At 61.6% G+C, this 12871-nt stretch carries 12 protein-coding genes; 7 read left to right on the plus strand and 5 right to left on the minus strand.

Annotation, left to right across the window (positions count from 1 at the left end):
* Positions 1–85: 85 nt before the first annotated feature.
* From argE to F759_RS0115715, 4 genes are read right to left on the minus strand one after another with little or no spacing between them, the layout of a single operon-like run.
* Positions 86–1249 (minus strand): acetylornithine deacetylase, encoded by a 1164-nt coding sequence (argE, locus tag F759_RS0115700; RefSeq protein ID WP_027800690.1) that lies wholly within the window; start codon positions 1247–1249, stop codon positions 86–88.
* Positions 1242–1919, minus strand: coding sequence for a DUF1028 domain-containing protein (locus F759_RS0115705; protein ID WP_027800691.1), 678 nt, complete (start codon positions 1917–1919; stop codon positions 1242–1244). Before F759_RS0115705 ends, argE begins: the two co-directional genes overlap by 8 nt.
* Positions 1920–1929: 10 nt before the next feature.
* Entirely contained in the window at positions 1930–2367 is a 438-nt protein-coding gene (locus F759_RS0115710) for a RidA family protein (RefSeq protein WP_027800692.1), read from the minus strand.
* A gap of 55 nt (positions 2368–2422) precedes the next feature.
* Positions 2423–3790, minus strand: a complete 1368-nt coding sequence (locus tag F759_RS0115715) for a flavin-containing monooxygenase (RefSeq protein WP_027800693.1) — start codon at positions 3788–3790, stop codon at positions 2423–2425.
* 210 nt (positions 3791–4000) lie between these two features.
* Here F759_RS0115715 and F759_RS0115720 point away from each other — a divergent pair, with 210 nt between their 5' ends.
* The 6 genes from F759_RS0115720 (at position 4001) to F759_RS0115745 (ending at position 10711) form a co-directional block, all read left to right on the plus strand.
* Positions 4001–4927 carry a LysR family transcriptional regulator gene (locus tag F759_RS0115720; protein ID WP_027800694.1) on the plus strand — a complete coding sequence of 309 codons (927 nt, stop codon included), beginning with the start codon at positions 4001–4003 and terminating at the stop codon, positions 4925–4927.
* Between the two features lie 179 nt (positions 4928–5106).
* The gene (locus F759_RS0115725; RefSeq protein WP_027800695.1) at positions 5107–6270 is read left to right on the plus strand and encodes an SRPBCC family protein; all 1164 of its coding nucleotides are present in this window, start codon (positions 5107–5109) and stop codon (positions 6268–6270) included.
* 32 nt (positions 6271–6302) lie between these two features.
* Positions 6303–7484, plus strand: a complete 1182-nt coding sequence (locus F759_RS0115730; RefSeq protein ID WP_027800696.1) for an ABC transporter ATP-binding protein — start codon at positions 6303–6305, stop codon at positions 7482–7484.
* A 1-nt stretch (position 7485) separates the two neighbouring features.
* Positions 7486–8532 carry an ABC transporter substrate-binding protein gene (locus tag F759_RS0115735; protein ID WP_027800697.1) on the plus strand — a complete coding sequence of 349 codons (1047 nt, stop codon included), beginning with the start codon at positions 7486–7488 and terminating at the stop codon, positions 8530–8532.
* Positions 8533–8570: 38 nt separating this feature from the next.
* A complete protein-coding gene (locus tag F759_RS0115740) occupies positions 8571–9824 on the plus strand; it encodes an ABC transporter permease (protein ID WP_027800698.1) in 1254 nt (417 codons plus the stop codon).
* A 59-nt stretch (positions 9825–9883) separates the two neighbouring features.
* A complete protein-coding gene (locus F759_RS0115745; RefSeq protein ID WP_027800699.1) occupies positions 9884–10711 on the plus strand; it encodes an ABC transporter permease in 828 nt (275 codons plus the stop codon).
* 600 nt (positions 10712–11311) lie between these two features.
* Here F759_RS0115745 and F759_RS0115750 read toward each other — a convergent pair.
* On the minus strand, positions 11312–11893 hold the full coding sequence (locus F759_RS0115750; protein WP_456088822.1) for a TetR/AcrR family transcriptional regulator: 582 nt from the start codon (positions 11891–11893) through the stop codon (positions 11312–11314).
* Positions 11894–12131: 238 nt separating this feature from the next.
* On the opposite strand from F759_RS0115750, the gene F759_RS0115755 reads away from it, so the two are divergent.
* Positions 12132–12871 (plus strand): alpha/beta fold hydrolase (locus F759_RS0115755; protein WP_027800701.1); only part of this gene is annotated, 740 nt, incomplete at its 3' end.

The raw sequence follows: 12871 nt of genomic DNA on the forward strand, positions 1-12871 counted from the left end.
TTCATGGTCCGGCATCCTCAACATTGCAGGCGATTTTTGAATGCCTTTATTTGAGTGCCGGGTTTAACCCGCCCCGGGACCTGTCTCAACAAGCGGCCGAAAGGTAATCAGCCAAACGAGCCACCATTGCATCGCAATCGCTCAATTGCTCGCTCGTGAGAAATTCATCCGGCTTATGCCCCTGGTCCATACTGCCTGGTCCGCAGACCACGGTGGGAATGCCCGCCTGCTCGAAGAGGCCGCCCTCGGTGCCGAAGGCTACCGTGCCGAACCGGTTCGACCCGCTCAGCAAGCTTAGAAGCCGCGCCGCTTCGCCGTCGGGCGACGTAGCCAGTCCCGGATAAGCGGATAGCGACTGAAAACGGATGTCGGCGTCGGACTTCACGGCGCGCATCTTCGGCAGCAGCTCGGCTTGCGCATACGTTTGCAACTCGTTGGCTACATGGCCGGCGTCGAAACCCGGCAGCGCCCGCACTTCGAAATCGAACTCGCATTCTGCGGGCACGATGTTCAGCGCACGGCCGCCCCTGATCACCCCCGTCTGCACGGTCGAGAACGGCGGATCGAACCGCTCGTCGCGATGCTCGGGCTGCGCCAGTTGTTCGCCGATCTGTTCCAGACGGCTGATCATCCGCGCCGCGTACTGAATCGCGTTGACGCCGTACGGCGCATAAGCCGAATGGCAAGGCGCACCCTTGACCTGACAGCGCATCGCCAGTTTGCCCTTGTGCCCGAGCACGGGCTTGAGTTCGGTGGGCTCGCCGATCAGACATAGCACCGGCTTGTGCGGACGCCGTTCCAGTTCAGCGAGCATGGGCCGCACGCCGAGGCACCCGACTTCCTCGTCGTATGAAAAGGCGAGATGCACCGGGAGCTTCAAATCGCGTTCGACGAAGCTCGGCACCGCCGCCAGCACCGATGCGATGAAGCCCTTCATGTCCGCGGTACCGCGGCCATACAGCCGCCCGTCGCGTTCGGTGAGACGAAATGCGTCGACGCTCCACGCCTGGCCTTCGACCGGTACCACATCAGTATGGCCGGACAGGACGATGCCGCTTCGCTCGCGCGGACCTATGCTCGCAAACAGATTGGCCTTGGTGCGCTCGGCGTTGTAGAACAGTTCGCTCTTCACACCGAGTTCATCGAGGTAATGCCGAATGAACCCGATCATGTCCAGATTCGATTCGCGGCTGACCGTGGCAAAGCCGATCAGCTTTGCGAGCAGCGCGCGGCTGGATCTGTCATTCATTACCTGGCACTCCATAGCTGGGCGCGGCGGTCGGATTCAACGCCCGGGTCAGGTAATCCTGCATCTGCGGCCGATACGCGCGCCACAAACCATCGAGCCGGCCGATGGGATCGTCGTCAGCCCAATCGACCCGTAAATCGACCATCGGCCAGCTCACGTCGCCCACAACCTTGAGCGCCGCCGAGTGCACGGGCCCAGCCTCGCCGCCGGCGGCCATCGCCGCATGCATGGCCGCGAGCAGCCGATCGGCAAGCGTGCCCGCAGCCTGCTCGAATGCGCGAACCATCGCCTCGATCACGTCGACGCTGGCGAGCATGTTGCCCGCCGCGACGCATTGCATGCCGGCGACGGCGTGATAGGTGCCCAATGCTTGCTTGCCGCTGAAGAACGCCGTGCGGCCCTGGCTATCGACCACCGTCACCTGCCGATATTCGCTCCACTCGCTCGCGCCCAGTGCGCGGTCCAATGCGGCGGCGGGATCGAATTGCCCGCTCTCCAGAAGATCGAGAACCCGCGGGCCGAGTGCGGGCAGGGTCACATTCTGCGTCGCGACTGCGCCGACGCCTGTGCGCACCCACGGGCATCGGGCGCCCACTGCGATGCTGGAAGAACTGATCGCGATACCCAGCTGCCCGGATTGCGGGCAACGTCCGGCAATAGAGAATGTCATGTCCCTCTCCTCAGGCTTGTGGCCGCGTCCATCCATCCGGAATGACAGCGATAACGTCGATTTCCATCAGCCATTGCGGCTGACCCAATGCGACCACCACAAGGCCGGTGGAAATCGGAAACACGCCTTTTAGCCACTTTCCGACTTCCTGATAAACGGGCTCGCGATAACGGATGTCGGTCAGATACGTCGTTGTCTTGACGACGTGAGACAAATCGCTGCCAGCCTCCTCGAGCAATTGCTTGAGGTTCTTCATCGCCTGCTCCGCCTGGGCGCGAGGATCGCCGAGGCCGACCAGACGGCCTTCGAAATCCGTACCCACCTGACCGCGGACATAGACCGTGTTGCCGGCGCGCACGGCCTGGCAAAGGTCGTTGTCGAGCGTCTGGTTCGGATACGTATCCTTCGTGTTGAACATGCGGATACGAGTATGCGTGGGTTGGCTCATCAGTGCACCTTTTAATACGGGGAGAAGTAGCTCGCGGATCGAGGAGACGCGTGAATCAGTTCACGCCCATTTCGCTGACTTTGTGAACCCTTGAACCGGCAGACACGCCGTCGGCGCTTTCAGTACCTGCTGTGCTTTCGTCGCGACGGCTCGCTGCGTCGCGTTGCGATTCATCGTAATACGCCAGATATTTGCGTCGCGTGGCGATGTGATCGGCGACGTGCTTCGCGTCGTGCCACACGCCCCAGACAAACGCAGAGCCGCGACGCGACAACCAGGGCAGTCCGAGAAAATAAATGCCCGGCTCCTTCGATACGCCGCGCTGATGCGCAGGCTTACCCTTTTCGTCGAACGCGTTTACGTTCAACCAGCTGAAGTCGACTGCATAGCCTGTCGCCCAGACAATCGAGGTCACGCCGGCTTTCGCCAGATCGAGATCGTGCAGCGGATGCGTGACGCACTCGGGATCGGCGGGAATGATCCGTGCTTCGGGCTCTCGCGGAAGGTCGAGACCGTTGCGCTCGGCATACGCGTCGGCAGCGTCCAGCAGCGACAGATAGTTCTCGTCACCGCGCGCGATATTCGCCGCGAGATCGTCTTCAAAGACCGCCACGCCATTGTCGAAAGACTTCGTAAGACCCACCAGCGTGATGCCCTGATGGGCGAGACGCCTGAAGTCCACCGTGTACCCGCCGCGCGAGCCGCTTACCGCAATCGTGACGTGCTCCCTGCCTGGCTTCATGACCTCGGCGTCCCATTCGCCGAGCACTCCGAGCCACCAGCAAAAATCGCGGCCGCGATAAGCGCGCGGCGGACGATCATGTGCGCCGACCGACAGATAAACGTGCCTGCCCGCACGTTGCAACTCATCCGCGATCTGCACGCCGGAAGATCCCGCGCCCACCACCAGCACGCCTCCTTCGGGCAATTGCGCCGGATTGCGATAGTCAGCGGAATGAATCTGGGTGAGACGCGTGTCTTGCGGCGCAATCGGCGGGATCACTGGCCGCTGGAACGGCCCCGTCGCGACCACCACGCGATTGGCCTCGATCGTGCCCTCCGACGTTTCGACCGTGAAGCCGGGTCGCCCCACATTGCGCACGACGTGCTTCACCTCCACTCCGGTACGGATCGGCGCGTCGAACTTCTCGGCATACGCGACGAAATAATCCGCGACCTGCTCCTTCGGCGCAAACGCGTCCGGGTGCACGTCCGCGAACTCGAGGTTGGGAAAACGGTCGTGCCATGCGGGACCGTTCGCAACCAGGGAATCCCACCGCCCGGTGCGCCAGCGCTCGGCGATGCGGGCGCGCTCGAGCACGAGGTGCGGCACGCCGAGTCTCGTCAAGTGTTCGCTCATTGCGACGCCGGCCTGGCCGGCGCCGACCACCAGCGTATCGATTGACGTTGTTTCCACTGTCATGACTGTGTCCTTCAGAAGAGGCGGATATGGCGATCCGTGCTTGCAGATGGCGTGTGCCGCCCGGCCGTTCGTGTTCCGTCAAAATCTACCCGCCCGCTCCGAATCCGAAAAACATATTAAAAAAATGCAGCGCATGGGTTTTTCCTATGCAATGCTTTTTGACCGCTTCAGAATGCGGTCAATCGAAGACCTTGACGGGGAGCATGGTCGATGGAAAGTCACCCGTTGCGCTACTCACTGCGCCAGTTGCGCTATTTCGTCGTCACGGCGGAAGCGCTGTCTTTCACGGCGGCGGCGAAGCGTCTGCATATCTCGCAGCCGTCCATCTCGACGGCGCTTGCGGATCTGGAATTGTCGTTCGGCGTGCAACTCTTCATACGACATCACGCGAGCGGTCTTTCGCTCACGCAAGCCGGACGCGATCTGCTCGGGCAAGCGCGCAATCTCCTGAAGATCGCGGAGGAGTTGCAAACCACCGCGAAGGAAATGGACAGCGGCATGACAGGCGCGATCGCACTCGGCTGTCTCGTCTCGCTCGCACCGCCGCTCATGCCGCGGTTGATCAGCCGCTTCACCGGCGAGCACGCAGGCATTTCGTTTCGCACAGTCGAGGCACATCAGGACGGCCTTTTGCGCGGCCTGCACGACGGCTCGCTCGATATCGCCCTCACCTACAGTCTCGATCTGACTGAGGACATCGCCTTCACGCCGCTGCTCTCACTGCCGCCTTACGCGATCCTGCCGCGCACGCATCGGCTCGCCCGCGCGCGCAAGGTATCGCTCGCGGATCTGTTACCCGAGCCTTATGTCATGCTCGACCTGCCGCACAGCCGCGAGTATTTCGCCGCGCTCTTCGATGCGGTGGGCAGCCGGCCTGTGCCCGCGTTTCGTTCGTCGCAGCCGGAGGTGGTGCGCGGCATGGTGGCCAACGGTCTCGGCTATAGCCTGCTCAACTTTCCGCTCAAGTCCAATCGCACGGTGGATGGCGAAGAGTTCGTCATTAAACGCTTCAAAGACAACGTCAACGCAACGATGCTAGGCATCGCGCAATCACGCACGATGAAGCCCCGCCAGGTCGTGCATCGCTTTGCGTCGTTCTGCGAGAACTACATCCGGCGACTGCACATCGACGCGTGATTCACCGTGTCAATCGTCTGCTTCAGATTGCGTTGGCTGCATAGAAAAAAGCTTTGCTTTGTATCTGAAAACAATATTTTGGCTTGCAAATTGGCTTGTTAGATTGGTGTCCATGTTGAGCGCTGTGCCGCGACGCTTCACGCCGGCTCGCTCTTACCGTCACGAATCGAGGGGGACGCATGACCGACCTGACAAGGACGATCCCAGTGCATGCACTGGTCGAGAACCTGCAGACGGGCTGCGAACGGCCATTCAGCGATGCGCATGCAATGCCGCCCGGTGTCTATACGTCGCCTGAATTCCTCGCGCTGGAAGAGCGCACGATCTTCGCGCGCGAATGGCAATGCGTCGGCCGCTCAAGCACACTCAAAGCGCCCGGCGATTACCTTAGCGCGCGCATCGGCGCGCAACCGGTGGTCGTTTTGCGCGACGAACAGATGCAATTGAAGGCGATGTCGAACGTGTGCCTGCATCGCATGTCGGTATTGCTCGAAGGACGCGGCAATGTGCGCCGCATCGTCTGCCCGTATCACGCCTGGAATTATTCACTGGGCGGCGCACTGCAAGGCGCGCCGCTCATGGACAGGCAACAGGGCTTCTGCAAGGAAAGCTACCGGCTGCCCGCGGTGCGGTGCGAGGAATGGCAAGGCTGGCTCTATGTGACGCTCGACGAAAACGCGCCACCCGTGCGCGAGCAGCTTGCCGATTTGAGCAAGCTCATTGGCGCATACGGTATGTCGGACTACATCGAAACATTCTATGAAGAGCACGTGTGGGACACGAACTGGAAGATCCTCGCGGAAAATTTCATGGAAAGCTATCACCTGCCGATGCTGCATCGCGCGACAGTAGGACCGCATTCACGGCTGGAAGAAATGGAATGCCCGCCGGGTTATCCCGCGTTCAACTATCACTGGATTACGAAGGAAGCGTCCCTGCCGATTGGCAACGCGCATCCGGACAATACGCGTCTAACCGGCCATTGGCGCAAGACCACCGCGTTGCTCGCTATCTACCCGACGCATCTGGTCACGCTTACCCCAGGTTACTTCTGGTATCTCGTGCTGCAACCTCAGGGCGTGGGGCGCGTGCATATCCGCTTCGGCGGCGGGCTTGCGCCGGAATTCATCGCGGACCCCGAGGCGAACGCGCACATGGCGACGCTAAAGAAACTGCTCGACGACGTGAACGCCGAAGACAAACGCGGCGTAGAAGCGGTTTTTCGCGGCGTGCACGCGCCGCTCGCGAAACCGGGCCATCTAAGCCATCTCGAGCGCCCCAACTATGACTTCGCGCGCTACATCGCCGGCAAGATTGCCGCGGCGAAGTCCGGCAACGATTGATTACGACGCACCATCGAGAGGACGCGATCACGATGTCAAACCCTTCCTTCATTTCGCTCTCGCGCGTGAGCAAATCGTATGACGGCGCCCAATATGTCGTCGATGACCTGAATCTCGACGTGAGCAAGGGAGAATTCCTGTCGCTGCTCGGCCCCTCCGGCTCCGGCAAGACAACCACGCTGATGATGCTCGCGGGGTTCGAAACGCCTACTCACGGCGAAATCCGCCTCGACGGCCGTCGCCTCGACGACAAGCCGCCGCATCAGCGCGACATCGGCATGGTGTTTCAGAACTACGCACTCTTTCCGCATCTGACGATTGCGGAGAACGTCGCGTTTCCGCTCTCGGTGCGGCACGTGAGCCGCACCGAGCAGAAGGCGCGTGTGAAGCGCGCGCTCGACATGATCGAACTGCCGCATCTGGCGAACCGGCGTCCCGCGCAACTCTCCGGCGGACAGCAGCAGCGCGTCGCGCTCGCACGCGCGCTCGTGTTCGAGCCGAGTGTCGTGCTAATGGACGAGCCGCTTGGCGCGCTCGACAAGCGCCTGCGCGAAACAATGCAATACGAAATCATGCGCCTGCATCGCGAGTTGTCGCTCACGATCGTCTACGTGACGCACGATCAGGCCGAAGCGCTGACGATGTCGGACCGCGTGGCCGTGTTTTCCGATGGCCGTATCCAGCAGGCCGCCACACCGAGCGAGCTGTACGAAAACGCGCAGAACGCGTTCGTCGCCAACTTCGTCGGCGAGAACAATGGACTGACCGGGCGCGTCGTGAATACGGGCGACGGCTCGGCAACGCTTGCGCTTTCGGACGGCAGCGTGATTCGCGGCCGTTGCGAAGAGGGATTGCGCGCCGGCGACGAAGCGATGCTCGCGTTGCGCCCCGAACGCGCGCATATTCCGAGCGCGGAAGGCACGCACGCTAACGAACACGACAACGTAGTGCGTGCGCGCGTCGACGAACTGGTGTATTGCGGCGATCATCACCGTGTGCACCTGACGCTCGGCTCGCGCGATTCGATTGTCGTGAAAGTGCCCAACACCCAGCGCCATGCGCTGCCCGCACCCGGCAGCACGATCGCGGTCGCGTGGCGCCACGACGACTGCAAGATTCTCGCCGCACCTGCGCCGCGAAGCGCGCCCGCGATCCACGTATCCGCACCGCCCTCACCTTCCATAATCACGACCGCACCAGCAGGAGCCAACTGACATGCGCAACCTCATCAAAGCACAATGCGCTGCACTCGCCGTAGCCGCAATCGCCACCGTGACCACCCAGGCAGCGGAGACGCTATCCGTCGTGACCTTCGGCGGCGCGTACGAAGCGGCGGCGAAAAAGGCCTATTTCGAACCGTTCACGCAGGCCACGGGGATCGGCTTCTCGACCGAATCGTATGACGGCGGTCTCGCCAAACTCTCGGCGATGGAGCAGGCGAAGAACACCACGTGGGACCTGATCGACCTCGAAACGAACGATGCGATCACCGCCTGCGACGAAGGTCTTCTGCAGAAGTTCGACAAGAAGACGATCGGCAAGACGAGCGACTTCATCCCTGGCTCGATCAGCGACTGTGCGGTCGCGAGCATGGTCTGGTCGACGGTCTATGCGTACGACGCGAGCAAGCTCAAGACAGCGCCGACCACCGTCAACGACTTCTTCGACTTGCAGAAATTCCCGGGCAAGCGCGGCTTGCGCAAGTCGCCGAAGGTATCAATGGAATGGGCGTTGATCGCGGACGGCGTCGATCCTAAGGATGTCTACAAGGTGCTCGGCACGCCCGCTGGCGTGGACCGCGCGTTCAAGAAGCTGGACACGATCAAGAAGAGCATTGTGTGGTGGGAGTCGGGCGCGCAGGCGCCGCAGTTACTGGCGGACGGCGCAGTCGTGATGACGCAGGCCTACAACGGCCGTATCTCCGATGCCGCGAAGAAGGACAACAAGCCGTTCAAGGCGGTCTGGGACGCGCAGGTCTACGACTTCGACTGGTGGGGCGTTCCGACGGGTGCGAAGCACGCCGACGCGGCAGCAAAGTTCATCGTCTCTGCTTCGCAGCCCAAAGCCTACGCGGACCTCTCGAAGTACATCGCATACGCACCGCCGCGCAAGGACGCGATTGCGCTCATCGACAAGCAACGTCTTGCCGATCTGCCGACCGCACCCGAGAACTTCAAGCGCGCGCTGCAGATCAACGCGAACTTCTGGGCCGACAACGCGGACCAGATCAACAAGCGCTTCCAGGTGTGGCTGACGCAGTAACGCCTTTGTTCGACGAGAGCCCAACTTTGACTACCAGCATGCCCGCTTCCGACCAAGGCTCGGTCCTCGGCTCTCCGACGGGAGCCGACGGCCGCGCGTCGTTTCAGAAGGCGCGCCGCCGCGCATCGATGCAGGCGCTGCTGCTTGCGCTGCCGTTGCTCGTGTTTCTGCTTTCGACGTTCATCGCGCCGATCATGCTGCTGCTCGCGCGCAGCGTCGAGAACCGCGAGGTGCCGGACAGCATGCCCGCGCTCACGCGCGCGCTCGATGCATGGGACGGTCGCGGCGTGCCGGACGAAGCCACGTTCGCGCTGCTCGCCGCCGGGCTCAAAGAGGCGCAGCAAAGCGGGCAACTCGGCACCGTGGCACGGCGGCTGAACTTCTCCCTGCCCGAGTTTCGCAGTCTGTTGATGCGCACCGCGCGCCAACTGCCCGCCGACGCGCCGCCCGCGTGGAAGCCCGCGCTCATCGAACTCGACGCACGCTGGAATTCGCTGGAGACCTGGCGCTTGCTGAAGCGAGCCGCCGCGTCGCCGACACCGGACTATCTGCTCGCCGCAGTCGATGCACAGGTCACGCCGCAAGGGGCCATCGCGTTCGTGCCGGACAACGCGTCCGTCTATCGGCAAGCGTTCATGCGTACGGTCTCCATCAGCGCCACGGTCACGCTGCTGTGCCTCGTGCTCGGTTATCCCGTCGCGTGGCTGCTCGCGAACCTGCCCGCGAAAAACAGCAACCGGTTGATGCTGCTCGTGATCGTGCCGTTCTGGACCTCGCTGCTCGTGCGCACCACAGCGTGGTATGTGTTGCTGCAACCGGGCGGCGTGATAAATAGTCTCGTGATGGGTCTCGGGCTCGCCACCCATCCGCTGCCGCTCATCTTCAATCGTGCAGGCGTGCTGATCGGCATGACACACGTGCTGCTGCCTTACATGATTCTCGCGATCTACTCGGTGATGAAAAGCGTGTCGCCGGTGTACATGCGCGCCGCGCAATCGCTCGGCGCGCATCCGTTCACCGCGTTCGTGCGGATCTACGTGCCGCAGACGCTGCCGGGCGTCGGCGCGGGCTGCTTCCTCGTATTCGTGCTCGCGCTCGGCTACTACATCACGCCCGCCCTGCTGGGTGGCGCGGGCGACGAGATGATCAGCCAGCTCATCGCGATGCAAACGAACACTCAGCTGAACTGGGGCCTCGCCGGCGCGCTCTCGGCCTATCTCGTGATATTTACGGCGATCTTCTATTTCCTGTTCAACCGCATTGTCGGCATCGACCGCTTGCGCTTCGGTTGAGCACCACTCGAAATACGCACGCGACTGAACACGATCAAGGCACACGACGAAGGAACCACATGCAAGACCAACGTAACAAGGTGCTGACCGAGCGCGTCGCCACGCGCTGGGTGCGGCTGCATACCGCGCTCGTGCTGTTCTTTCTGATTGCGCCGATTCTCGCGATCATCCCGCTGTCGTTCAATTCGGGATCCTACTTTTCTTATCCAATGCAGGGCTTCTCGCTGCGCTGGTATGAGAAGGCCCTCACCAGCGCCGACTGGCAACGGTCGCTGCTGAACAGCATCGGCATCGGCGCGGCTTCGACGGCGATCGCGACATGTCTCGGCACGCTCGCTGCGCTGGGCCTCTCACGCTCGCAGTTTCCGCTGCGCTCGCTGATCATGCCGCTCATCATCTCGCCGATGATCGTACCCATTGTCGTGGTCGCAGCGGGCTTCTATCTGATCTTCGCGCCGCTCGGGCTCGTGAACTCATATCCCGGTGTGGTGCTCGCGCATGCGGCGCTCGGCACGCCATTCGTCGTAATCACCGTAACTGCGTCATTGCTTTCGTTCGACCACAGTCTGTTGCGCGCCGCTTCGGGACTTGGCGCACCGCCCTGGGTAACATTCAGGCGCGTGACGCTGCCGCTCATCATGCCGGCGATCGCCACCGGCAGCGTCTTCGCTTTCGCGACATCGTTCGACGAGGTGATTGTCATTCTGTTCATCGGCGGCCCGGATCAAACCACGGTGCCTCGGCAGATGTGGAGCGGTATTCGCGACTCGATCGACCCGTCGATCCTCGCCGTCGCGACCATGCTCATCGTGTTCGCAGTGCTGCTCTTTGCGAGCATCACCTGGCTGCGCGGTCGGGCGGCCGCCGCCAGCAACGCTCTTATCTGATGCATCGTGGCCGCCGGGGACGGAACTATACAAGCTTCGTTTCACCGGCAAACTGCGTTCTTGGGCAGAATTTTGTATTTACCCCAGACGAGCGCACGCGCTTCAGGAGCGACGTGTCCTGGCCTCGCTGAACGTCTTTCATCGACGAACATGACGCCTTCGAGCGCACATTGAGTACGCAGACCCAACGGCACTAATTTGCCCAGATGGAATGAACGCCGCCCCGACTGGCGTGTCCGGCGATTGAGCCGGTGAAAGCTGAGAGACAAACGTTGGACCAGAATGCAAAGCAAATTGTCAATGCGCCGTTTTCTGCCGGTACTGCCGGCTTCTCCGATCCGTCCAATTGAGACGTCAATTGGCTCGAAACGAACGGCTGATGGCCACGATAGGGCTATCGGCGTCGGCGCTCGGACTGGATGTTCCCGCCCGAGTGCATCCCAAAGCGTGTGCAGCCGACCTTCCGCTTAAAGCTTGAGCGGACGTTGAATAACCGGATATTAGAAGAGCGGTGCGCACCACCATCGTCTCACTGGTCTTTCGCTATCGCTACAGCGTCTGGATCGACCGTCCACGTCAGACCGGGACCATCGGACCGGATCACCCCTCGGGGGCAGCCCACCTTTGGACGCTAACATCTGCCAGCGCCTCGAATACAGCCGGCGTGCGTTCCAGACGGGCGATCGTTCGGGCGCCTTCAAGGGCGGCTACCAATGCGGTTGCCGTAGAGGAGGCGCGCGCAGGAGCGAAACCGCACCCCCTGAAATGCTCCGCAATAATCCCGGTCGACTCAACGAATCCGCGCGCTACCCGTCTGGTCAACTCAGCGTCGAGCGCGGGCAGCTCATTCGCCAGATTTTGCATTAGACATCCATACTGGAAATCAGAGGCGACCATTTCGGCAGCAAATGTGCTGAAAATCTGATGAACAAAATTCAAAGCATCACCCGCGGTGTTCGCCGAGATGTTTCGCAATACAGCAATTCGATTCGCAACGTAATTATCGATTGCTTCTTCCGCCAGTTGTGCCTTGCCGCGTGGAAAGTGAAAGTAGAACGATCCTTTAGGCGCACCGCTTTCTTCAAGGATTTGGGTCAATCCAGTCGCAGTGTAGCCTTGAATGCGGAACAGTCGTTCGGCCGTGGCAATTGCGCGAGCGCGGGCGTCAGTCTTACGTGTCATGCCGGACACGTACCACGTTTCGCTTGACGCCGCTATGGCGATCGCCATACAACGGAATTCAACGATGCCCCGCCATCAGATCAAGCCATCGGTGTGCCGCCGAGCCGTCTTAGCGATGAGCGCGGCCGGCCTGGTTGCCGCTTTACTTCGACCGGCCCGCGCAAACCTCATAGGAGGAACTGATTTGGCCACATCAACATATGGCGAGAGAACGCTTCCCAAGGGGGTCCGCTCGCGCATGATCCACGGGGTCAACGGCCTCGATGTCCATATTCTCGAGGCCGGTTACGAAAGCCCTGGGCGGCCACTCGCGCTGCTTCTGCACGGCTTTCCCGATCTGGCTTACGGCTGGCGACATCTCATCCCAATCCTGGCTGACGCCGGATACCATGTCGTGGCGCCCGATCAGCGGGGCTTCGGCAGCACCACGGGTTGGGTGAACGGCTATGACGCTCCTCTGGAACCCTTCAGCCTCCTGAATATGACGCGCGACGCCCTCGGATTGATTTCGGCGTTGGGGTATCGGCGTACGACAATGCTCGTTGGACACGACCTTGGCTCACCGGTGGCGGCCTATTGTGCGCTAGCTCGACCTGACGTCTTTCCCTCGGTGGTGCTGATGAGCGCACCGTTCCCTGGTCCGCCGGCGCTTCCGTTCAACACCGCGCAAAGCGAGGCATCGTCGGTTCAACCGAACACCGGCAATCAAAAGTTGGCGGCCGCGCTGGCGGCGCTCGACCCGCCGAGAGAGTATTACCAGCAATACCTGAGCACACCGGAGGCGAACCATGACATGTGGCATCCCCCTCAAGGCTTGCACGCGTTCCTTCGTGCATTTTTCTATGTCAAGAGCGCCGACTGGCCGGGAAACAAGCCGCATCCGTTGAAAGCGCTGACGGCCGCAGAACTTGCACAGATGCCCACCTATTACGTCATGGATCTCGGCAAGACGATGCCCGAGACCGTCGCTCCATTCCA

Source organism: Paraburkholderia dilworthii, assembly GCF_000472525.1.
In the GTDB taxonomy this organism is placed as follows: Bacteria; Pseudomonadota; Gammaproteobacteria; order Burkholderiales; family Burkholderiaceae; genus Paraburkholderia; species Paraburkholderia dilworthii.

Coding starts and splice junctions, on each gene's coding strand:
- argE (WP_027800690.1), bottom strand. CDS start 1,249: ATGAATGACAGATCCAGCCGCGCGCTGCTCGCAAAGCTGATCGGCTTT.
- F759_RS0115705 (WP_027800691.1), bottom strand. CDS start 1,919: ATGACATTCTCTATTGCCGGACGTTGCCCGCAATCCGGGCAGCTGGGT.
- F759_RS0115710 (WP_027800692.1), bottom strand. CDS start 2,367: ATGAGCCAACCCACGCATACTCGTATCCGCATGTTCAACACGAAGGAT.
- F759_RS0115715 (WP_027800693.1), bottom strand. CDS start 3,790: ATGACAGTGGAAACAACGTCAATCGATACGCTGGTGGTCGGCGCCGGC.
- F759_RS0115720 (WP_027800694.1), top strand. CDS start 4,001: ATGGAAAGTCACCCGTTGCGCTACTCACTGCGCCAGTTGCGCTATTTC.
- F759_RS0115725 (WP_027800695.1), top strand. CDS start 5,107: ATGACCGACCTGACAAGGACGATCCCAGTGCATGCACTGGTCGAGAAC.
- F759_RS0115730 (WP_027800696.1), top strand. CDS start 6,303: ATGTCAAACCCTTCCTTCATTTCGCTCTCGCGCGTGAGCAAATCGTAT.
- F759_RS0115735 (WP_027800697.1), top strand. CDS start 7,486: ATGCGCAACCTCATCAAAGCACAATGCGCTGCACTCGCCGTAGCCGCA.
- F759_RS0115740 (WP_027800698.1), top strand. CDS start 8,571: ATGCCCGCTTCCGACCAAGGCTCGGTCCTCGGCTCTCCGACGGGAGCC.
- F759_RS0115745 (WP_027800699.1), top strand. CDS start 9,884: ATGCAAGACCAACGTAACAAGGTGCTGACCGAGCGCGTCGCCACGCGC.
- F759_RS0115750 (WP_456088822.1), bottom strand. CDS start 11,893: ATGACACGTAAGACTGACGCCCGCGCTCGCGCAATTGCCACGGCCGAA.